Genomic DNA, 21,403 nt, shown 5'->3' with positions numbered 1-21,403 from the left:
CCTTTGCCTACACTTGCTTGCCAATAACCTTCAGATCTCTGCCAAAGGAGTCATCCATGTCAAAGCTCTATCCCAGTATTGATCCCGAGGGGCTGGTCGAGTATTCCGTGGTCTACACCGACCGCTCGCTCAACCACATGTCGCAGTCCTTTCAAGCGGTGATGAAGAACATTTCCAAGACCTTGAAACAGGTCTACAACGCCGAAGCAGTTGCGGTGGTGCCGGGCAGCGGCACCTTCGGCATGGAAGCGGTGGCGCGACAGTTCGCGACCGACCAGCAGTGCCTGGTGATCCGCAACGGCTGGTTCAGTTATCGCTGGAGCCAGATTCTCGACATGGGCAACATCCCGGCGGCTACCACGGTGCTGAAAGCCCGCCCCGTCGAGACCGGTCACCAAGCGGCCTACGCCCCGCCGCCTCTCGACGAAGTGCTGGCTGCCATTGCCGAGCACAAGCCGAAGATTGTCTTCGCTCCTCACGTTGAAACCTCTTCAGGGATCATTCTGCCCGACGACTACCTGCGCGCCGTCGGCGACGCCGTGCATGCGGTGGGTGGCCTGTTCGTGCTGGACTGCATCGCCTCCGGCACGATCTGGGTGGACATGCAAAAATGCGCCGTCGACCTGCTGATCAGTGCCCCGCAAAAAGGCTGGAGCGCCTCGCCTTGCTGCGCCTTGGTGATGTTCAGCTCTCTGGCCCTCGAACGCATCGAGCAGACGCAAAGCAGCAGCTTCGCCTGCGACCTGAAAAAATGGCTGCAGATCATGCAGGCCTATGAACAGGGCGGACACGCCTACCACGCGACCATGCCCAGCGATTCCCTCGCCCGGTTCAACGAGGTGATGAAAGAAACGCAAGCCTACGGTTTTGACAAGATCCGCGACGAACAACAGGCTCTTGGCGATCAAGTGCGCGCCATGTTGACCGGCAAAGGCATTAAAAGCGTGGCCGCTGCTGGATTCCAGGCCCCCGGCGTGGTGGTGAGTTACACCGAAGATGCCGGCATCAAGAACGGCAAGAAATTTGCCGACCACGGCTTGCAGATCGCCGCCGGCGTACCGTTGCAATGCGACGAACCGGCAGATTTCCAGACCTTCCGCATCGGCCTGTTCGGGCTGGAAAAGCTGCAGAATATCGAGCGCACGGTGAGTACGCTTGAGCAGGCGCTGGATGAGGTGATTGTTGACTGATGTGACGCGGACCGCCCGGCGTCCCGGACACATCGTGTAAAGCGATCGCCGAACCTTTCCCCCGGAAACACCGTCCGAGCTAAGGCATCAATGCTTCCCGCTCGCCACGAGGTTTCCGTTTGAAAGCAGCCATCGTCAGAAAATACCGTTTGATCATCAAGACCCTGGGCTATGTCGGCTGGGCGTTGTTCTGGCTGTTGCTGTGGGACATTGCCGTTACCGTCGACTTCATGCTGTTTCTCAACGCCAAGCTGAATTTGCCGCTGATGCCGTTGACGTTACTGGGTTCGGCATTGATCGTGCTGATCAGTTTCCGCAACAGCAGCGCTTACAACCGGTGGTGGGAAGCGCGGACGCTGTGGGGTTCGATGATCAACAATTCGCGCAGCTTTGCCCGGCAAGTGCTGACGTTGCTGGATGATCCGGGCAGTGAGGTGAATCCGGTCAAGTCGACGCTGTTGCGCCGTCACGTAGCCTATGTGAATTGTCTCGCGGCGCATCTGCAAGGTCAGCCTTGCCCCGAGGAAGTCCGGGCGTTCATTCCGGCTGACGAGTTCGCCCGCAGTGGCACCACCAATAACTTCGCCAACGACATCCTCACTGGCTCCGCAGCGCTGCTGGCCCGGGAATACAAGGCCGGCCGTCTGGACAGCATTCGCCTGGCGCGGCTGGAGTCAACGCTGGTGGATCTCTCGAACAGCCAGGGCGGCATGGAGCGGATCGCCAATACGCCGCTGCCCTACCCTTATGTGTATTTTCCGCGGCTGTTTATTTCACTGTTCTGCCTGATCGTGCCGATCGGTCTGGTCGAGTCACTGGGTTGGTTTACGCCGTTGGCCTCGACCGTGGTCGGTTTCATGCTGCTGGCCATCGAGCGCATCGGCACCGATCTGCAAAGCCCGTTTCGCCACAGTGAGCACCAGATTCAGATGGAGGCATTGTGCGAAACCATCGAGAAGAACCTGCAGTCGATGCAGCGTGATTCGCTGGGTGATGTGCGCCGGATTGAAGAGAACGCTTGAAGATGTCGGGAGCCGTGCGCATTTCTGGCGGCTCCCGACTCGATCAGAACGCCGGCACCACATCGCCGTGATAACGCTCAAGAATGAACTGCTTCACCTGCGGTGAATTGAGCAGCGCGCCGAGCTTCTGTACCGCCGGGGTGTTGGCCTTGTCGCGACGCACGTACAGGTAATTGGCGTACGGCGACTCCGAACTTTCGATAAACAGCGCGTCTTTGTGCGGCACCAATTTGGCTTCCAGCGCGTAGTTGGCGTTGATCAACGCCAGATCGACCTGATTCAGCACCCGCGGCAGCATGGCGGCTTCCAGTTCCTGAAATTTCAGATGCTTGGGATTGCTGACGATGTCCAGACGCGTGGCCATGATGTTGTCGGGATCCTTCAGGGTGATCAGGCCTTGTTTGGCGATCAGCAGCAGCGCACGACCGGAGTTGGTCGGGTCGTTGGGAATGGCAATGGTCGCGCCATCCTTGAGTTCGCTGATGGATTTGATCTTCTTCGAATAGGCGCCGAACGGCTCGATGTGCACCGCCACGACAGGCATTTGGTCGCTGCTTGGACGATCCTTTTTGTAGGCCTCGTAATACGGTTTGCTCTGGAAGTAATTGGCGTCGAGCAAGCCTTCATCGGTCTGGCGGTCGGGCTGGATATAGTCAGAAAACACTTTGACTTCGAGCGTCACCCCTTCCTTGGCCAGCTCAGGTTTCAAGAATTCCAGAATCTCGGCATGGGGCACAGGCACCACGGCGATTTTCAGGGTTTCGGCGTAGGCATTGCCCATGACGGCGACCAGCAGTGCGACGGAGAGCGCGACACGTTTCACGATAGTGTTCCTTCGAATCGTTTGAGGGAGAAAGAGGACAGGTCCAGGTCGGTCGAGCCGCGCATGCACCACTGGGCAAACGCCTCGCCGAGTGCAGCGGAATGCTTGAAACCGTGTCCGGAACACGCCGAGACGAACAGCGTGTGCTGCAGCGACGGGTGCTTGTCGATGATGAAATGGCGATCCGGCGTGACGGTGTAGGCGCAGACGGCGGACTTGACGACTTTCGCGGTCACGCCGGCGATGCGTTTATGCACCTGATGCTCGTACATGTCCCGCGCTTCGGCCGCTGAAACCGTACGGTCGATGGCCTGCGGCGACGTTGCTGTGTGGTACTGCGCGGTGGCGATCTTCATGCTGCTTTCGCCGGGTAACGCGGGGAAACCGTAGTTGATGTTGTCGTCGCCACGGCCGTGGGTGAGGATGAACGTCGGCGAATGGCCCACCAGTCCGGCGTTGTCTTCCAGTTCGAACCAGAACAGTTTCTGCCGGTAGACACTGAGCAGATTTTCAAAGGGCGCACCGAGCCACTCGCCGTTCCAGTTGCCTGCGCTGATCACCAGTTTGTCGGCGAACAGCGTGCGGCGGTCGGTGGTGACGGTGACACCCTCCTCGCTCGAAGTGATCGTGGTGACGGTCTCGCCTTTATGCAGGATCGCACCGTGCTGCTCCGCCAATTTGAGCTGTACATCGATGCAGCGCTCGGGGCGGACGAAACCACCGCCTGGCTCGAAGTAGCCGATGGCTGAGTCGTGCACATGGGCGAACTGCGGGAAGCGCTGGCGAATCTGTTCGGCGGACAAGACTTCGTGCTCAATGCCGTAAGTCTGCGCCAGGCCGATGGTGCGCAAGGTGAAGTCGGATTGATCTTCAGGGTCGAACTCGGCGCTCGACGTCAGGACCAGCAGTCCCGATTGTTCGAACAGCGACTCTCCTGTCAGCGACTCCAGTTCTCGCCAGATACGATGAGAGTTGCGCACGATCGGAACGTATTGCGCGCCCTCGCCGACCGAAAGCCGGGTAATGCGCGTGTCGCCATGGCTGGAGCCGAGGTTGTGCGGCGGGTGATGCCGATCAATACCGACAACCTGCACCCCCGCTTTCGCCAACTGATAAACCGTGGCCGCGCCCATCGCACCCAAGCCTAAGACCAGCACCTCACATCGCTCGGACATAAATAGCCACCTATCAAAAAGGCGCCAGTTGAGCGGTAAAACCCGGCGAACTCCAAGATTAAAAAAGCATATCCATATAGCTCTACGCGGCAGCTGACCGCTCTGTATCGGGCTATTGGGCGGTTATTCGTCGCATTTACAACCTGGCGCAAATGAATTACGCCTAACGGCGCGCCAATTGATAACTGTCAGAAATCTTAATCAGTCTGACAGAACCGCGATTTTCTGCGCATTTCGACAGACATTTCAGCGTCTAAGCTTCACCTCAGGCACGGGCCAAAACCGCGAACTACGCTTCAAACTGAAATTGTGTTTTAACTAGGTAGTTACCTAACTATATAATGCGCGCCTCATTTCAACGGGACACTCAACGTGAAGCAGAGTCAACGCCTCTCGGGCATATCAAAATTCATTCTGATCGGGCTGGGCATCGTCATCGCCCTGCTCGGCTTGGCGCTGGCTGCAGGCGGCGTGAAGTTGGTTAGCCTGGGAGGCTCGTGGTACTTCCTGGTGGGCGGCGTGGTCATGACCGTTTCCGGTCTGTTGATCGCTCGCTTCAAGCCGGCGGGTGCGTGGTTGTTCGCCGCGTTTCTGGTGGGCACCGCGATCTGGGCGGTAAGCGATGCCGGCCTGGTGTTCTGGCCGGTGTTCTCGCGCCTGTTCATGTTCAGTGTGATCGGCCTGGTCGTGGCGCTGGTCTATCCGCTGCTCAAACGTGCCAGCGGTGGCGTTGGCGGTCGTGGCGCTTACGCCGTGGCTGCAGTGCTGGCGGTCGGCGTGGTTGTCGCGGCCGGCAACATGTTCGTCGCCCACCCTACCGTTGCTGCAACCGGCACTGGCCCGGGCCTGACTCCGGTCGAGCCGGACAAGGCGCAAAAAGACTGGTCGCACTACGGTAATACCGAAGGTGGCAGCCGCTTCGCCGCGCTGGACCAGATCAACCGCAACAACGTCGACAAGCTGAAAGTCGCGTGGACCTACCACACAGGTGACGTCGCCGAGAGCGATGGCAACGGCGCTGAAGACCAGCTGACCCCGCTGCAAGTCGGCAACAAAGTGTTCATCTGCACCCCGCACAACAACCTGATCGCCCTCGATGCCGACACCGGCAAAGAACTGTGGAAAAACGCGATCAACGCCCAGTCGAAAGTCTGGCAGCGCTGCCGTGGCATGGCGTATTTCGATGCGACCAAAGCCATCGCGCAGCCGAGCAACTCCTCAATCATCGAAGCCAAGCCTGCGCCGGCCGCCAACTGCCAGCGTCGTCTGCTGACCAACACCATCGATGCCCGTCTGATCGCGGTCGATGCCGACACCGGCGAGTTCTGCCAGGGTTTCGGCAACAACGGTCAGGTTGATCTGAAGGCGGGTCTGGGTAATGTCCCGGACAGCTACTATCAGTTGTCCTCCGCGCCACTGATGGCCGGCACCACTGTTGTGGTCGGCGGTCGCGTGGCTGACAACGTGCAAACCGACATGCCGGGCGGCGTGATCCGTGGCTTCGACGTGATGACTGGCGCGATGCGCTGGGCGTTCGACCCGGGCAACCCGCAGGATAAAAAGGCTCCGGCCGACGGCAGCACCTACGTGCGCAGCACGCCGAACAGCTGGGCGCCGATGTCCTACGACCCGGCCACCAACACGGTATTCCTGCCGATGGGCAGTTCGTCGACCGACATCTATGGTGTTGAACGCAGCAAACTCGATCACACCTACGGTGCTTCGATCCTCGCGCTGGACGCTACCAGCGGTGACGAGCGCTGGGTATTCCAGACCGTACACAACGATCTCTGGGACTTCGACCTGCCGATGCAGCCGAGTCTGATCGACTTCACCAAGGACGGCAAAACCGTTCCGGCATTGGTCATCGGCACCAAGGCCGGGCAGATTTACGTGCTCGACCGTGCCACCGGCAAACCGCTGACCGACGTCAAAGAAGTCCCGGTGAAAGCGGCGAACATCCCGAACGAACCGTACTCCCCTACCCAGCCGAAATCGGTCGGCATGCCGCAGATCGGTGCTCAGCACCTGACCGAGTCGGACATGTGGGGCGCCACGCCGTACGATCAGTTGCTGTGCCGTATCGACTTCAAAGGCATGCGTTACGACGGCCTGTACACCGCGCCGGGCATGGATAAGTCGCTGAGCTTCCCGGGTTCGCTGGGTGGCATGAACTGGGGCAGCATCTCCACTGACCCGGTGCACGGCTTCATCTTCGTCAACGACATGCGTCTGGGTCTGTGGATTCAGATGATCCCGTCGCAGAACAAAGGCCAGGCCGCTGGCGGTGGCGAAGCGCTGAACACCGGCATGGGCGCCGTTCCGCTGAAAGGCACGCCTTACGCGGTGAACAAAAACCGCTTCCTGTCGGTCGCCGGCATTCCTTGCCAGGCACCGCCGTTCGGCACGCTGACCGCCATCGACATGAAAACCCAGAAAGTCGCCTGGCAGGTTCCGGTCGGCACCGTTGAAGACACCGGTCCACTGGGCATCCGCATGCACTTGCCGATCAAGATCGGTCTGCCAACCCTCGGCGGCACCCTGTCGACCCAAGGTGGCTTGATCTTCATCGCCGGCACCCAGGACTTCTACCTGCGCGCCTTCAACAGCGGCAACGGTGAAGAAGTCTGGAAAGCGCGTCTGCCAGTCGGCAGCCAGGGCGGCCCGATGACCTACGTTTCGCCGAAAACCGGCAAGCAGTACATCGTCATCACTGCGGGCGGCGCGCGTCAGTCGACTGATCGTGGCGACTACGTGATGGCTTACGCCCTGCCGTAATCCCCTGCGTCCACGTTAAGCGCGGACGCTTGCTTTGAGCGCGGCACCTTCGGGTGCCGCGCTGCTTTCCCCCTATTGCTCAAGTTTTCTGCAGGAAGATTTACATGCTATCGGCTGTTCGTTTTTCCCGTTCCGACCTGTTCAAAGGCCTGTTGCTGGGCGTCGCTTGCACCACCACTCTCCCCGCCCTGGCCGACAACGATTCCGATCTGTTGACCCGCAGCACCCTCACCGGTGACTGGGGTGGCTTGCGTCACCAGATGGACGAAGAAGGCGTCAAGTTCACTGGCGACTACAGCGGCGAAACCGCTTACAACGCTGACGGCGGCCTGCATCGCTCGGCGCGCTACTCGCAGAACATCAAGCTCGGCGTGCAGTTCGATCTGAGCAAGCTGTATGGCGTCGACAACGCCGGTAAGGTCCAGTTGACCATCAATGACCGTCGCGGCAACAGCGCTTCGGAAGATCTGGTCGGCAACCGTTTGCCGATTCAGGAAAACTACGGTGGCTTGTACACGCGCCTGACCGAACTGAGCTACGAGCGCAGCCTGTTCACCCCGGCACTCAACGTGAAACTCGGTTACATGGCCATGGGCAACGACCTTGGCGGCCTCGACAGCGGCATCCTCTGCAACTTCATGAACGCCGGTTTCTGCGGCCACCCGCTGAACATGTCCGGGGGCAGCGGCTGGACTAACTACCCCAACGCGCACTTGGGTGTACGGGTGAAATACGACCTGTCGCCGGCTTGGCAGTTGCGCGTGGCAGCGTTCAACGTCGATCCGGAAAGCAACGGCAACTCCAGCCGTGCCTGGCACCTGGGCCCGAAACACACCACCGGCACCGTGGTGCCGATTGAGTTGGTGTACAAGCACGCCGGTGAGCTGCCGGGTGAATACAAGATCGGCTATTACTACGACAGCTCCGACGTGAAACGCATTGGCAGCAGCAAAGAAGTGTCCGGTCGCGGTGGTCATTATCTGCTGGTCGATCAAGCCGTGTGGCGCTCGGAGTCGTCCGAAGGCCGCAGCCTGCATGCCTTCGGCCAATACTCGGCGGCCAGCGAAGCGGCCTCGCCGTTCAGCACGTGGTACGGCACCGGCGTGGTTTTGTACAAACCGTTCGAAGGTCGCCCGCGTGACACCGTCGCTCTGGGTTACGGTCGCGCCGTGCCAAACCCACGCAGCCGCGACGTTCAGCAAGACGCCGCGCTGGACAACGGCGCCGCGTTCCCGAACCTCGACAGCGCTGAACAGCTGATCGAGCTGGGCTACGGCTATCAAGCCACGCCATGGCTGACCCTGCGTCCGAACATGCAATACATCATCGAGCCCGGCGCGTTCTCCGGGCAGGACATCGACAATGCGTTGGTGTTTGGTCTTCAGGTGAAAGCGTCGCTGTAAACCCTCAGGTTTGCAGGCACAAAAAAACCGGCGCAATGCCGGTTTTTTTGTGTTTGACCATTAGGCCTGATCAACAGCCTCCACCACGCCTTGATCCTCGCCGAGGAAGCCGCCGCTCTGATGTTGCCAGAGCCGCGCGTACACGCCGTTCCTCTCCAGCAGTTCGCTGTGGGTGCCCTGTTCGATGATGCGCCCTTCGTCCATGACGATCAGGCGGTCCATCGCTGCAATCGTCGACAAGCGGTGAGCAATCGCGATCACGGTCTTGCCCTGCATCATGTCATCGAGGCTTTCCTGAATCGCCACTTCGACTTCCGAATCCAGCGCGCTGGTGGCTTCGTCGAGCAACAGGATTGGCGCGTTCTTCAGCATCACCCGGGCAATCGCCACACGCTGACGCTGGCCACCGGACAACTTGATCCCGCGCTCACCGACGAGGGTGTCGTAACCGGTATGGCCCTGGCGGTCGCTGAGTTGACTGATGAACTCATCGGCCTGCGCACTGACCGCTGCGCTGCGAATTTGCGCGTCGGTCGCATCGGGCCGGCCGTAAGCAATGTTGTCGCGAATCGAACGGTGCAGCAACGAAGTGTCCTGGGTGACCATGCCGATGCAACTGCGCAGGCTGTCTTGGGTCACCTTTGCGATATTCTGGCCGTCGATGCGAATCTCCCCACGGTCGACGTCATAAAAGCGCAGCAGCAAGTTGATCAGCGTGGATTTACCCGCGCCGGAGCGGCCCACCAGACCGATTTTTTCCCCCGGACGGATGCTCAGGTTCAGGCCATCGAGCACCTGACGTTCGCCGTTGTAATTGAAGCTCACGTTGTCGAACGTCACCGCGCCGCCTGACGTTTTCAGTACGTCGGCATCCGGCGCGTCCTGCACCTTGGTGCCTTGGGTCAGCGTCTCCATGCCGTCGTGCAGGGTGCCGATGCTTTCGAACAGCGACGTCATCTGCCACATGATCCAGTTCGACATGCCATTGATGCGCAACGCCATGGCCGTGATGGCCGCGACCGCACCGGCGCCGACCTCTCCCTGATGCCAGAGCCACAGCGCATAACCGCCCGCCGACATGATCAACGCCACCACCAGGGCCTGATTGACGATCTCGAACAGGCTGACAAGACGCATCTGGCGAAATCCCGTCAGCTTGAAATCCTCCATCGCCGCCCGCGCAAAATGCGCTTCACGATTGGAGTGCGAGAACAGTTTCACCGTGGTGATGTTGGTGTAAGCATCGGAAATTCGCCCGGTCATCATCGACCGCGCATTGGCCTGCTCCTGCCCGACCTTGCCCAGACGCGGCACGAAGTACCACATGGCCAGCCCGAACAAAATCACCCAGGCGAGGAACGGCAACATCAGCTTCAGCGCAAAGCCGCCGGCCAACGCGATGATCGCAATGAAGTACACACCGATGCCCGGCAGGATTTCGATCAGCGTGAACAACACATCGCGCACCGCCAGTGCGGTCTGCATCACCTTGGTCGTGACCCGACCGGAAAACTCGTCGGAGAAAAACGAAAGGCTCTGCCGCAGCATCAACCGATGGAAGTCCCAGCGCAGCCGCAGCGGCAAGTTAATCGCCAGAATCTGGTGTTGCACCATGGTGCGCAACGCCACCAGTCCGACACTGAGCACCATGACAATGCCCATGCCCCACAACACCCGCGTCTCCTGCGCCGCCGCTTCCCCGCCGGCCTGCCAGGTCGAGAGCAAATCAACCACCTGCCCGAGGAAGGAAAACAGCCACGCCTCATAAATCGACACCGCGGCACTCAGCAACGCCAACGCCAGCACATAACCACGCGCGCCACGGGTGCAAGCCCAGAGGAACCGCGCCAGGCCGGTGGGCGGTGGCGGCACCTCGTCAGGTGGGAAAGGGTCGAGTCTTCGTTCGAACACACGAAGCATGGGTAGTCTCCAAACCGATCAAAGGGGGATTTTGCCATTGATTGGTGCGTAGGAGGTCTTTGTGAAAAAGTGTGTGTCCACCGAGAGGGTCGTGACTCCCTGCGCGTTACCTTACAGAGCAACATGAGTAGCACTAACGAGTTCAATGAAACCAATTCGTTTTTGTTCAAGCGACCGCCCTGCCTAAACTACGTCTTATTGGCTGCAAGCATAAAGATTAAAGGAATTGGAAGCGCTGAAGGCAAGTCTGCCTTCAGCGCTTTATTTCAGGATTCAGGGCGTCGGATCAAAATGAGCAAAGACTTTACCTTCACCATCAAGAGCATTCGTTTTGACGAGGGTTATCAACCTTCCGAAAGTACGCGCATGACCACCAACTTTGCCAACCTGGCTCGGGGCACGAATCGCCAGGAGAATCTGCGCAATACATTAAGGATGATCGACAATCGCTTTAATGCTTTGGCGCATTGGGATAACCCCAATGGTGATCGTTATTCCGTCGAGCTTGAAATCATTTCAGCCGAGATGAATATCGGTACTGGAAACTCGGGCAATGCCATTCCTCTGATCGAAATATTGAAGCCGAACATTGTCGATCGCCAAACCAATGAGCGTTTCAAAGGCATTGTCGGCAATAACTTCTCCTCTTATGTACGCGATTATGACTTCAGTGTGCTGCTGCAGGCGCACAACCAGAGTCGATCCGAATTCAGTACGCCAGAGCATTTTGGCGAGCTGCACGGCAAGCTGTTCAAGTGCTTCGTCAATTCGGCGGCTTACAAAGAGCATTTCGACAAGCCACCAGTGATCTGCTTGAGCGTGTCGAGCAGCAAGACCTATCACCGGAGCGAAAATCAGCATCCGGTGCTGGGCATCGAATACCAGCAGGATGAATATTCTCCAACGGATGAATATTTCCGGAAAATGGGTTTGCAAGTTCGCTACTTCATGCCACCAAACAGTGTTGCGCCGTTGGCGTTCTATTTTTCCGGTGACCTGCTCGGTGATTACAGCAATTTCGAACTGATCAGCACCATCGCCACGATGGACACGTTCCAGAAGATTTATCGCCCCGAAATCTACAATGCGAATTCGGTGGCCGGTAAATCCTATCAACCGAGCCTCAAGCACGAAGATTATTCTCTGACCCGCATTGTGTATGACCGCGAAGAACGTAGCCGCTTGGCTATCGAACAGGGAAAGTTTGTCGAAGAGCACTTTATCAAGCCCTACCAAGCCATTCTTGAGCAGTGGTCTGCCAGTTACGCGCTTTGACGCATTAAACATACAAGGTTGTTACCCATGAAAAAATTATTGCCCACTTCCACGGCTGGCAGTTTGCCGAAACCTTCCTGGCTCGCGCAGCCCGAGACACTTTGGTCACCCTGGAAACTGCAAGACGAGGAACTGATCGAGGGCAAACAAGATGCCTTGCGTTTAGCCTTGCAAGAACAGCAACACGCCGGCATCGATATCGTCAGTGACGGTGAGCAGACGCGCCAACACTTCGTGACTACGTTTATCGAACATCTCGACGGCGTTGATTTCGAGAAACGTGAGACCGTCAGAATTCGTGACCGCTACGACGCGAGCGTGCCGACGGTGGTGGGTGCAGTGACTCGGCAAAAGCCGGTTTTTGTCGAAGATGCCAAGTTCCTGCGTCAGCAAACCAAGCAACCGATCAAATGGGCGCTGCCTGGCCCCATGACCATGATCGACACGCTTTACGACAACCATTACAAGAGCCGCGAAAAACTGGCGTGGGAATTTGCCAAGATCCTCAACCAGGAAGCACGAGAACTGGAGGCTGCGGGCGTTGACATCATCCAGTTTGATGAGCCGGCCTTTAATGTGTTCTTTGATGAGGTGAATGATTGGGGCGTGGCCACCCTCGAACGCGCTGTTGAAGGCCTTAAATGTGAAACCGCTGTGCACATTTGCTATGGCTATGGCATCAAGGCCAATACCGATTGGAAGAAGACGCTGGGGTCCGAGTGGCGGCAATACGAGGCGGCGTTCCCCAAACTGCAGAAATCCAGCATCGATATCATCTCGCTGGAATGTCACAACTCCCATGTGCCAATGGATCTGCTAGAGCTCATTCGCGGCAAAAAAGTCATGGTCGGCGCCATTGATGTGGCCTCCCACACCATCGAGACGCCCGAGGAAGTGGCCAACACACTGCGCAAAGCGCTGCAGTTTGTAGATGCCGACAAACTCTATCCTTGCACCAACTGCGGCATGGCGCCCCTGCCTCGACGTATTGCCAGCGGCAAGTTGAATACGTTGAGTGCAGGCGCCGAAATCGTTCGCAGAGAACTCTCGAACCCGTGATGAGTGATTGGCCTGCACTGCGCGCAGTGCAGGCTTTTCAGTCACATCACAGATACCAGCGATACTCCCGCGCACTGATCTCCTGCATGAACGCCAGATGATCCTGGCGTTTGTTCTCGCAATACACGTCGACGAACTCAGCGCCCAACCCCTCACGCAACTGCGGCTGATGCTGCATCGCGCGCACGGCTTCGAACATTTCCTTGGGGAAATCAATGCCGCTGCTGCGATCTTCGTTCAGCGGCGCAATCGGTTCCTTGCCCGAGTCCAGTCCATGCTCCAGGCCCACCAGAATCGCCGCCAACACCAGATACGGATTGGCGTCCGCGCCGGCGAGGCGGTATTCCACCCGCAGGTTTTTGGCGTCTGATTCCGGAATCCGCAGACACGCATCGCGATCCTCAAACCCCCAACTGGCTTTGGTCGCGGTGTTCACCGTGCCACCCAAGCGGCGCATGGCGTTCTGGTTCGGGGCGAAGATCGGCATGCTGTGCGGCAGCAATTCCAGACAGCCGGCGACGGCGTGGCGTAGCGGTTGCTGATCGTTGGCAGCGAGCAGGTTGTGGCCGTCTGCGTCGTACAAACTGACATGCACATGCATGCCACTACCCGGATGCTGTAAGTACGGTTTGGCCATGAAACTGGCGCGGTAGCCGTGTTTGAGGGCAACGCCGCGAGTGCTGCGGCAGAACAATGCGGCCCAATCGGCGGCGCGCAAGCCGTCGTCGAGGTGACCGAAGTTGATTTCGAACTGGCCGGGGCCGAGTTCGGCGGTGATCACCGTGGCGTCGATGCCTTGGGCGCGCGTGGCTTCGACCATTTCGTCGAGCACCGGGGCGAAGCGCGACAGGCGTTCGATGTGCATGTTGGGCTGATCGTCGGCATCGTCGCTCAATTCATCGCGGGGGAATTGCGGCAAGCCGTCGCGCAGTTTTTTGTCGAACAGGTAGAACTCCAGTTCGAATGCGACCACCGGGTGAATGCCTTTGCGTGCCAGACGATTGAGCACTTGCGCGAGGACTTCGCGGGGTTCGAATTCGATCGGCTTTTCGGTGCCGTCCGAGGTAATCAGCATCTGTCCCAACGGCTGCGCTTCCCACGTCACCGGTTTGAGGGTGCCGGGCACCAGGCGGCGCACGGCGTCGGGGTCGCCGTCGTTGAAGCAGTAATCGCCGATCTTGAACAACCCACCCTGCACGCCCAGCAATACGCAGTTTTGCGGCAGTTTCAGAGCGCTGCCGGCGACGACTTTTTCCAGCATGTCGATCGGGTAACGTTTGCCATAGAAGTGCCCGGGAATGTCCAGGGAGATCAGGTCGACATAACGCACCTCGGGGTAGCGTTGGCGAAACGCGCGTACTTCAGCGAGCACATCAGCGCAGACAGCGTCCATCGTGTTGATCCTTTTATTGTTCTCAGGTGTAAACCCAAAGCACTCGGGTGAGCTGCTCGGTAAGGTTGCCGTAGCGGCAACGGGTATGGCTGTCGAACTGGAAACTGTCGCCAGCCTTCAGGGTGACCGGGTCTTCGTCGTCGCCCAGCCACAGCGTCAGTTCGCCTTCAAGGACGTAACCACCCTGCTCCGAGCTGTCGGTCAGATGGCGGTCGCCGCTGCTCGCGCCGGCTTCCAGATGACTTTCGAGCATCGAGAACGAAGCGCGGATCTGCGGCGACACCAGAATGTCGGTGATGCCGTTGGCGTAATACAGCGTGCGGCGCTCGTCCGGGCGGGTGACCCACGGCAACTCTTTAGGCTTGGGCAGGCTGTAGAAATACGTGGTCGGCACGCCCAAGGTTTCGCTGATCGCGGTCAGATCCGCCACCGTGGGTCGCGACAAGCCGCGCTCGACCTGCGAAAGAAACCCCACCGAACGGCCGATCTTGTCGGCCAGTTCTTTGAGGGTGCACTTCTTGTGCTTGCGCAGGTCGTGGATGAGGATCGCCAGCGCGGCGATTTCTTCTTGCTTGTTCATGGTCGGGTATCCAGAAAAGGCCTGTTCAAATGCTGTCGCGCAGGCGATACCAGGCTTTGCCGATCGCCTCCAGCGGTGCGGCGAAATGCTTGCCGCCGGGGAAACGGCCATTGCTCAGGCCCTGATACAACGCCAATTCATCTGCGTTGCCGAGAATCGCGTCGGACACTGCACGCGCGGCCGCCAGCGTCGGCAGCACGCCGTGGCCGGAATAACCTTGCAGCCAATAGCGATTGTTCTCGCCGCCGATGTCGGGTGTGCGGTTGAGCGTCAGGTCGATGTGCCCGCCCCACGCAAACTCGACGCCAACACCTTTGAGTTGCGGGAACACGCGTTCAAGAAACGGTCGCGTCGCGGCGGCGATGTCCTTGGGCATGCCGCCCAGATAGGTGCAGCCGCCGCCGAACAACAAACGGTTGTCTGGTGTGCGCCGGAAGTAATCGAGGACGAACTGGTTGTCGGTCACGCAGACGTTGCTCGGCAACAGTGCGGTGGCTTGCTCCGGCGTCAGCGGTGCGGTAGCCACTTGATAAGTGCCCACCGGCAAGATGCAGGCGGACAGTTGCGGGTCGAGCTCATCGAGGTAGGCGTTGCAGGCCAGCACCAGCACATCGGCGCGGACGCAACCGCGTTCGGTATTGACCCGAAAGCCTGCACCCTCCTCCGCGTAACTCAGCGCTTTGCTTTGTTCGTAAATGTGCCCGCCGGCCTGTTCGATGGCGGCGGCCAGGCCTAGCGCGAGTTTCAGCGGATTGAGGTGCGCACCGTGCGGATCGAAGAGCCCGGCCTGATAGCGATCTGTGGCGACCCAGTCGGACAATTGTTCACGGGCAATGAACTGCAAATCATCGTGGCCCCACTTGTGGCTGGCCTCATGTTGCCATTCGGTCAACAGACTGACCCGGCGCGGCATCACCGAGGTCCACAAGTGCCCGGGCCGGTAATCGCAATCGAAGCCATGCCGACCCGGCAACTCGCGCAATTCTTCCGCGGCCCAACGCATGCCATCCCACAATTGCTTGGCCCGTTCATGGCCGAGCGCAGCTTCCAGCGGTGGCATGTCGCAAGACCAGCCGAGAATCGCCTGCCCGCCATTGCGCCCCGAGGCCGCCCACGCCACGCGGCTGGCCTCAAGCAAGGTCACACGCTTGCCCGCCAGCGCCAGTCGCAACGCAGTGTGCAGCCCGCTGAAACCGGCGCCGATGATCACCACATCGCTGTGCTGTTCGCCTTCCAGCGCCGGTCGATCGCGCAGGATATCGGCGCAACTGTGGGCGTAATAACTGTCGACGTGCTGGCGGGACTGCTGAAACATTCGCGACCTCATGAAATTATCTTTTTATAATTTCATGAAAATCTACCGGATTAATTTCACGCAGGCAACACGGTTTCCGCTCCTGCGTGTGTTCACCCGCGCAGCCAGGGCAGCTGCGCGGCTCATTGCTGTAGCGCGTAACGTCGACAATGTTCCAGATAACCCTTTTCATGATTGCCGACCAATTGAACGACACTGGTCCACAGCCAGGACGGCGCATCCAGACGCTTCGACCGACAGTTTTGCAGATCCGCCATCCACTCCGATCGTGTGGCCAGATCCATTTGCCGGGCATGCGCCACGCCGACGACCCGCGCCAGGTATCCGGCCGCGAGCATGGCATCGCGCTGACTCAACTGATCGAGTTCCAGCTTCATGTCCTGCGGCAACAATTCGCGGACAAAAAAACCGTGATCGAGCATACGTGTCGCGAGCATTCGGTTGCCTAACCCTGGTGATAGAAACCGCGCCCCTTCGACCACGCGCTTGCCATTGTCACGCGGCATGCCCGCTCGGGCGGCACGGGGTGCGGCGGCACCAACGGCTTCCTTGATATCGAGCAGGCAATATTCCTCGTCAGCGCCCTTGCCCACGCCGAGCAGCACGGCATAACGCTTCAAGCCCAATGAACTACAGCCCTTCACCCAATAGGCCGAGTCGAGCATTTTCACCCGATCATCCTTGGAACGGCCCTTCAACGATGTCACGAGCGTGTGAATTTCCGGCGTGGCGCAGAGGGTCTTCAGCGCGGCACGCTCATCCCGTGACAGCGCCCAGAATTGCTTGCCCAGGGGAATGGTCGGTTTGGTGCTCTCGATGCGTTCCTCGGCCAAATGCTTCCACGTGCGTTGCACAGCGCTGCGCATTCCGGCTTTGACTTGCGCTGGCCGCGGAGGATCTTCATCAAGATCGCCGGCAAAGGCTTGCTCGTAGCCGCGCATCATTTCTTCGAGCATCCGTGCGGTCGCCACGCCGGGGAGATCCGAGCCGCGCGCTGCTGTGGCGAGCGACAGCGCCAAACGCACCAGGTCATGCGCCGGGTTGCCGATGACGGTCTGATCGAGGTCGCGAATATGAATGTCGATCTGCCCTTTCAAATCTCCGGTCGGGCCCAGATTACCGGCATGACAATCGCCGCAGATCCACACCGCCGGGCCTTTGGGCAGGCTGCGCCCCGGTTGGCTGTGCAGCCACTCGTAGAACTGCACGGTGCTGCCGCGCACATAAGCGTGCGCCGATCGGGCCATTTTCAGATTGCGCAGTTGAGACAACGGTTCAAGGCGTGCGGAGGGACGCGGGGTTTTCATGGACGCTTCTTATTGCAGAATGTGACCGGTTGACCACCCGCGATTCGCGAATGTTTCAAAGTGTTGCAGAGATATTTCAGCCAATCCTTTCCACCGGCGGATGCAGGCAGCTGTGTAGGAGCTGCCGCAGGCTGCGATCTTTTGATCTTGGGACGCGGAGCGCCCCGGGCTGCAATCCCACGCAGAGCGAGGGAACGATCAGTTCCGCGCTCAAGGCAATCCCTGCGGCAGCTCCTACACTCTCCTCAGGGAAAAAAAGCGCCGAGCAGTGAATTATTTCGTGACCTCATGTATCTGAGCCAAAGAGTACGCGCCATCAAATCGATGGCATCTACGCGGCAAGATGGATTAGCAAAGAGAAAAACCGGATGAAATCACGCAAGAAAACCGTCAAGCCAATCGGCCTGGACGACATCACCATCGTCGACGACGCCAAGATGCGTAAGGCAATTACCGCCGCCGCACTGGGCAACGCCATGGAATGGTTCGACTTCGGGGTCTACGGCTTCGTCGCCTATGTGCTCGGCAAGGTGTTTTTCCCCGGCGCCGACCCTGGCACGCAAATGATCGCCGCACTGGCGACATTCTCCGTGCCGTTCCTGATCCGGCCGCTGGGCGGTCTGTTCTTCGGCGCATTGGGCGACAAGTACGGACGACAGAAAGTCCTCGCCGCGACCATTGTGATCATGTCGCTGAGCACCTTCGCCATCGGTCTGATTCCGTCCTATGCCTCGATTGGCATCTGGGCGCCGATCCTTTTATTGCTGGCGAAAATGGCCCAAGGCTTCTCGGTCGGTGGTGAATACACCGGCGCTTCGATCTTCGTTGCCGAATACGCGCCGGATCGCAAACGCGGCTTTCTCGGCAGCTGGCTGGATTTCGGCTCGATTGCCGGTTTCGTCCTCGGTGCCGGCGTGGTGGTGTTGATCTCGACCACGCTCGGTGAGGAGCAATTCGAATCGTGGGGCTGGCGCCTGCCGTTCTTCCTCGCCCTGCCGCTGGGCATGATCGGTCTCTATCTGCGTCACGCCCTCGAAGAAACCCCTGCCTTCCAGCAACACGTTGAAAAACTCGAACAAGGTGACCGCGAAGGCCTGGCCCGTGGCCCGAAAGTCTCGTTCAAGGAAGTGGCGACCAAACACTGGCGCAGCCTGATGACCTGTATCGGCGTGGTCGCGGTGACCAACGTCACCTACTACATGCTGCTGACGTACATGCCAAGTTACCTGTCGCACAACCTGCATTACAGCGAAAATCGGGGCGTGTTGATCATCATCGCGATCATGGTCGGCATGCTGTTTGTGCAGCCGTTGATTGGCTTTGTCAGCGACAAGATTGGCCGCAAGCCGTTTATCGTCGTCGGCAGCATCGGCCTGTTCCTGTTTGCCATCCCGGCGTTCATGCTGATCAACAGCGGCAGCATCGGCCTGATTTTTTCCGGGCTGCTGATCCTCGCCGTGCTGCTCAACTTTTTCATCGGTGTGATGGCCTCAACCCTGCCGGCGATGTTCCCCACCCACATTCGTTACAGCGCGCTGGCCAGTGCCTTCAACGTCTCGGTGTTGATCGCCGGTCTGACCCCGACTGCCGTGGCCTGGCTGGTGGAAAGCACCAACGACCTGTACATGCCGGCGTATTACCTGATGGTGATTGCCGTGGTCGGTCTGGTCACCGGTGTGACCATGAAGGAAACCGCCAACAAACCCCTGCGTGGTGCGGCTCCGGCGGCTTCCGACCTAGAAGAAGCCAAGGAACTGCTGCAGGAACACCACGACAATATCGAACAGAAAATCGAAGACATCGACGCCGAAATCGCCGCGCTGGAAGCCAAACGCCAGGAACTGGCGCAACAGCACCCGCGAATCGACTGACACATCGCCAGCACGTTGCTGAGCATCAGCTAGCCTTGAATCCGCATCGCACGTCATTCAAGGAGCCGTCATGTTCAAGTTCATCAAGACCACCGTGATCGGTGGTCTGCTGTTCATCCTGCCGCTGGTACTGATCGTCGTGCTGGTCGAAAAAGCCATTCACCTGCTGCGCGGCCCTGTGGAAAAGCTGCTGCCGATGTTCAAGGACTCAGACGTGGCTGGCGTCACGCTGATCAGTCTGGCGACGTTGATCGGCCTGATCGTGCTGTGTTTTCTTGCCGGGTTGCTGGCGCGCACTTCAGTGGCGGCGCGGGCCATGGCAGCCACGGAAAACAAATTGCTCAGCAACTTGCCAGGCTACCAGTTGTTCAAGGACACCACGGCGCGCTTTGCCGGTCTGGAGAACGAGGACGGTTCCAAGGTCGGCATCATTGCTGAAGGCGAAGGCTGGCGTCCGTGCCTGATCGTCGAAAGCGTCGATGACTGGTTGACCATCTTCATGCCCGACGGCGGACCTGCCGGCGGCACCTCCGGTGAAGTCCGACTGGTGCCCGCCAGTGAAGTGATTGTCACCGAACTGTCGTGGCCGACCCTGGCCACCGGGTTGCGCCGTGGCGGTCGCGGCATGTTTGCGCTGATGCAACCCTGGGTGCCGAAAGCCTGATCACGGCGCGTTGACTACCACATACGTTACATCGCTGCCCTGATATTGCGGCTGGTACCAGGTCGAACCGCACTGCATGTAGGCGACGTTGTAGCGAATCACCTGCACACACTCGTTGGGCATTTGCGCCGGAGTAAAAATCGAGCCGACCACCGCTGCTGTCACTGCAACCGTTGCCGTCACAGCGGCGGCGGTCGCGATCGGATGATAGTGATCGTCGTAGCCATAACGACCATGCCCATCGACATCAATGTCGACGTCGCGATGGTTGTTGATATTGACGTTACGGTTGCGGTTGACGTTGCGATTGCTGTTGTTGACGTAGGTACGGTTGCCGACGTTGTTGCCGGCATTCACCCGATTGCCCGAATTGACCCGATTACCGGCGTTCACATGATTGGCGCGCTGCGGCGCATTGATGCGCTGTGCCCGTTGCGCATGGGGCGCCGGCGCACGGTTGACGTTGGCACGGGCATGGCCCTGGGCACGTTGCCCACGGGCGTCCGCCTCAGCGACCAAACCTGCGGTCAACAGCATTGCGGTGGCCAGCGAGATCAACAGACTCCACGTCATTGACTTGTGCATGTCACTGCCCTCCCTGATCGCTGGTTTTTTTCATCGCAATCGCCACATCGCCCTTGCCCGGTTTGAAGGTGAACTGGGATTCCGGGATCGTCGGCTTGAGGTTCCACTGATAGACCGCGCTGTATTCCGGGTAGGTCTTGTCGTCAGTGGTGGTGATCACCAGTTTGCACGGCAACGGTTTGTCCGAGCGGGTCAGCCACAACTGCCAGTCGATGCCCTCCTGGCGGAACGCCAAGTGGTCGCAGAGCTGGCCCTTGATGATCGACGGCCCGACGTAAAGCGCGGCTTTCAAGGCATCGATCTGCGCTTGGTCGCTGCCGAACAGAAACAGATCCTCCATCGGCACCTGCACGCCATAGTAGTTCTCGACCTTGTGCAGGGTTTCCGCGACGGTGGCTGGTGCGTCCACCGTCGTGTAGTACTTCAGATAGGGCGAATACTGGGTGAGTTTTTTGCCGTTGTAGAAGAACTCGCGCGTGCGCACATCGCCTTCGCTTTTCGCATACAAACGGTCATGGCCGACCACTTTCAGGGTGTTGACCGACTCGGTCTTGATCTTCTGCCCCGATTCCAGAACGGTGTCCCGCGAGACTTGGGCGTCGACCTGGAATTTCGCCAGGCTGCGCAGGTAATCGCCCATGTCGATGAGCTTGTCGACCACCTGCGGGTTGACCAGCGGCGTGTCATCCGCCGCATCGGTTGCCGGTGTGGCCGGTGTCGCGAGTGGATCATCGGCACGGACTCCCGGCGCGAGAACCAGCGTGAACATCAGGCAGACCATACTGACTGGGGCTTTCATCGGTTCCGCTCCTGTCCCTGCGTTGGGCGTGACGCCCGAATGGGCGACTGACTGTCCAGCCTAGACGCCAGTATCGGGCTGCGCCAATGCGCACAAATCCCTCGTGCATTGATGGCCAGAGGCTGCTATCCAGCTGCGCTTCCCTTCTGATCCAAGCCCCTGAAATAGCCGCCGCAGCGCTGGAAAACCGTAGGAAACGACCTACGCTGAATTTGTCCGTCGCTTGGCGCCGGCACTCAATGGA

17 protein-coding genes are annotated in these 21,403 nt (G+C 59.2%); 8 read left to right on the top strand and 9 right to left on the bottom strand.

Annotation, left to right across the window (positions count from 1 at the left end; all coding sequences use genetic code 11):
• The first annotated feature begins 56 nt into the window (after positions 1–56).
• Together AC3Y64_RS13745 and AC3Y64_RS13740 are read left to right on the top strand one after the other, a co-directional pair.
• Positions 57–1,190, top strand: coding sequence for an aminotransferase class V-fold PLP-dependent enzyme (locus AC3Y64_RS13745; RefSeq protein ID WP_489987885.1), 1,134 nt, complete (start codon positions 57–59; stop codon positions 1,188–1,190).
• A 119-nt stretch (positions 1,191–1,309) separates the two neighbouring features.
• The gene (locus AC3Y64_RS13740; protein WP_489987884.1) at positions 1,310–2,212 is read left to right on the top strand and encodes a bestrophin family protein; all 903 of its coding nucleotides are present in this window, start codon (positions 1,310–1,312) and stop codon (positions 2,210–2,212) included.
• A 43-nt stretch (positions 2,213–2,255) separates the two neighbouring features.
• On the opposite strand, the gene AC3Y64_RS13735 is transcribed toward AC3Y64_RS13740, so the two are convergent.
• A complete protein-coding gene (locus AC3Y64_RS13735; RefSeq protein WP_489987883.1) occupies positions 2,256–3,035 on the bottom strand; it encodes a MetQ/NlpA family ABC transporter substrate-binding protein in 780 nt (259 codons plus the stop codon).
• Positions 3,032–4,210: an N-methyl-L-tryptophan oxidase gene (gene solA, locus AC3Y64_RS13730; protein ID WP_489987882.1), complete on the bottom strand. Its 1,179-nt coding sequence runs from the start codon at positions 4,208–4,210 to the stop codon at positions 3,032–3,034. Before solA ends, AC3Y64_RS13735 begins: the two co-directional genes overlap by 4 nt.
• A gap of 372 nt (positions 4,211–4,582) precedes the next feature.
• Between solA and AC3Y64_RS13725 the strand changes: the two genes are divergently transcribed.
• Together AC3Y64_RS13725 and AC3Y64_RS13720 are read left to right on the top strand one after the other, a co-directional pair.
• Entirely contained in the window at positions 4,583–6,988 is a 2,406-nt protein-coding gene (locus AC3Y64_RS13725; RefSeq protein ID WP_489987881.1) for a glucose/quinate/shikimate family membrane-bound PQQ-dependent dehydrogenase, read from the top strand.
• A 104-nt stretch (positions 6,989–7,092) separates the two neighbouring features.
• Positions 7,093–8,391, top strand: a complete 1,299-nt coding sequence (locus AC3Y64_RS13720) for a carbohydrate porin (RefSeq protein ID WP_489987880.1) — start codon at positions 7,093–7,095, stop codon at positions 8,389–8,391.
• A 60-nt stretch (positions 8,392–8,451) separates the two neighbouring features.
• Here AC3Y64_RS13720 and AC3Y64_RS13715 read toward each other — a convergent pair whose 3' ends face one another.
• On the bottom strand, positions 8,452–10,311 hold the full coding sequence (locus AC3Y64_RS13715; RefSeq protein WP_489987879.1) for an ABC transporter ATP-binding protein: 1,860 nt from the start codon (positions 10,309–10,311) through the stop codon (positions 8,452–8,454).
• A 291-nt stretch (positions 10,312–10,602) separates the two neighbouring features.
• Between AC3Y64_RS13715 and AC3Y64_RS13710 the strand changes: the two genes are divergently transcribed.
• On the top strand, positions 10,603–11,586 hold the full coding sequence (locus tag AC3Y64_RS13710) for a DUF1852 domain-containing protein (RefSeq protein WP_489987964.1): 984 nt from the start codon (positions 10,603–10,605) through the stop codon (positions 11,584–11,586).
• A gap of 27 nt (positions 11,587–11,613) precedes the next feature.
• A complete protein-coding gene (locus AC3Y64_RS13705; protein ID WP_489987878.1) occupies positions 11,614–12,645 on the top strand; it encodes a methionine synthase in 1,032 nt (343 codons plus the stop codon).
• 46 nt (positions 12,646–12,691) lie between these two features.
• Here AC3Y64_RS13705 and AC3Y64_RS13700 read toward each other — a convergent pair whose 3' ends face one another.
• The 4 genes from AC3Y64_RS13700 to AC3Y64_RS13685 all read right to left on the bottom strand — a co-directional run bounded on the left by AC3Y64_RS13700 (position 12,692) and on the right by AC3Y64_RS13685 (position 17,240).
• Positions 12,692–14,038: a glutamine synthetase family protein gene (locus AC3Y64_RS13700; protein WP_489987877.1), complete on the bottom strand. Its 1,347-nt coding sequence runs from the start codon at positions 14,036–14,038 to the stop codon at positions 12,692–12,694.
• Between the two features lie 22 nt (positions 14,039–14,060).
• Positions 14,061–14,618: a helix-turn-helix domain-containing protein gene (locus tag AC3Y64_RS13695; protein WP_489987876.1), complete on the bottom strand. Its 558-nt coding sequence runs from the start codon at positions 14,616–14,618 to the stop codon at positions 14,061–14,063.
• Positions 14,619–14,643: 25 nt separating this feature from the next.
• A complete protein-coding gene (locus tag AC3Y64_RS13690) occupies positions 14,644–15,933 on the bottom strand; it encodes an NAD(P)/FAD-dependent oxidoreductase (protein ID WP_489987875.1) in 1,290 nt (429 codons plus the stop codon).
• Positions 15,934–16,055: 122 nt separating this feature from the next.
• A complete protein-coding gene (locus AC3Y64_RS13685; RefSeq protein ID WP_489987874.1) occupies positions 16,056–17,240 on the bottom strand; it encodes a DUF2252 family protein in 1,185 nt (394 codons plus the stop codon).
• A gap of 368 nt (positions 17,241–17,608) precedes the next feature.
• Here AC3Y64_RS13685 and proP point away from each other — a divergent pair, with 368 nt between their 5' ends.
• Together proP and AC3Y64_RS13675 are read left to right on the top strand one after the other, a co-directional pair.
• Complete coding sequence (gene proP, locus AC3Y64_RS13680; protein WP_489987873.1) at positions 17,609–19,111, top strand: glycine betaine/L-proline transporter ProP; 1,503 nt, start codon at positions 17,609–17,611, stop codon at positions 19,109–19,111.
• Between the two features lie 70 nt (positions 19,112–19,181).
• A complete protein-coding gene (locus AC3Y64_RS13675) occupies positions 19,182–19,775 on the top strand; it encodes a hypothetical protein (RefSeq protein ID WP_489987872.1) in 594 nt (197 codons plus the stop codon).
• Here the strand turns inward: AC3Y64_RS13675 and AC3Y64_RS13670 are convergent, their stop codons facing one another.
• Both AC3Y64_RS13670 and AC3Y64_RS13665 read right to left on the bottom strand, forming a co-directional pair.
• Positions 19,776–20,360, bottom strand: a complete 585-nt coding sequence (locus AC3Y64_RS13670) for a hypothetical protein (protein WP_158953629.1) — start codon at positions 20,358–20,360, stop codon at positions 19,776–19,778.
• Between the two features lies 1 nt (position 20,361).
• Positions 20,362–21,159, bottom strand: a complete 798-nt coding sequence (locus AC3Y64_RS13665) for a DUF2092 domain-containing protein (RefSeq protein ID WP_489987871.1) — start codon at positions 21,157–21,159, stop codon at positions 20,362–20,364.
• Between the last annotated feature and the right edge of the window lie 244 nt (positions 21,160–21,403).

This window comes from Pseudomonas sp. 4CAES_32.4, assembly GCF_058136335.1.
The sequence above is the reverse complement of the archived record's forward strand: the minus strand, read 5'-3'. Positions and strand labels throughout refer to the sequence as shown.

Bases quoted from the DNA above. Each gene is read 5' to 3' on its own strand.
- AC3Y64_RS13745 (WP_489987885.1), top strand. From the start codon at position 57: ATGTCAAAGCTCTATCCCAGTATTGATCCCGAGGGGCTGGTCGAGTAT.
- solA (WP_489987882.1), bottom strand. From the start codon at position 4,210: ATGTCCGAGCGATGTGAGGTGCTGGTCTTAGGCTTGGGTGCGATGGGC.
- AC3Y64_RS13720 (WP_489987880.1), top strand. From the start codon at position 7,093: ATGCTATCGGCTGTTCGTTTTTCCCGTTCCGACCTGTTCAAAGGCCTG.
- AC3Y64_RS13715 (WP_489987879.1), bottom strand. From the start codon at position 10,311: ATGCTTCGTGTGTTCGAACGAAGACTCGACCCTTTCCCACCTGACGAG.
- AC3Y64_RS13710 (WP_489987964.1), top strand. From the start codon at position 10,603: ATGAGCAAAGACTTTACCTTCACCATCAAGAGCATTCGTTTTGACGAG.
- AC3Y64_RS13705 (WP_489987878.1), top strand. From the start codon at position 11,614: ATGAAAAAATTATTGCCCACTTCCACGGCTGGCAGTTTGCCGAAACCT.
- AC3Y64_RS13700 (WP_489987877.1), bottom strand. From the start codon at position 14,038: ATGGACGCTGTCTGCGCTGATGTGCTCGCTGAAGTACGCGCGTTTCGC.
- AC3Y64_RS13695 (WP_489987876.1), bottom strand. From the start codon at position 14,618: ATGAACAAGCAAGAAGAAATCGCCGCGCTGGCGATCCTCATCCACGAC.
- AC3Y64_RS13690 (WP_489987875.1), bottom strand. From the start codon at position 15,933: ATGTTTCAGCAGTCCCGCCAGCACGTCGACAGTTATTACGCCCACAGT.
- AC3Y64_RS13685 (WP_489987874.1), bottom strand. From the start codon at position 17,240: ATGAAAACCCCGCGTCCCTCCGCACGCCTTGAACCGTTGTCTCAACTG.
- proP (WP_489987873.1), top strand. From the start codon at position 17,609: ATGAAATCACGCAAGAAAACCGTCAAGCCAATCGGCCTGGACGACATC.
- AC3Y64_RS13675 (WP_489987872.1), top strand. From the start codon at position 19,182: ATGTTCAAGTTCATCAAGACCACCGTGATCGGTGGTCTGCTGTTCATC.
- AC3Y64_RS13670 (WP_158953629.1), bottom strand. From the start codon at position 20,360: ATGCACAAGTCAATGACGTGGAGTCTGTTGATCTCGCTGGCCACCGCA.
- AC3Y64_RS13665 (WP_489987871.1), bottom strand. From the start codon at position 21,159: ATGAAAGCCCCAGTCAGTATGGTCTGCCTGATGTTCACGCTGGTTCTC.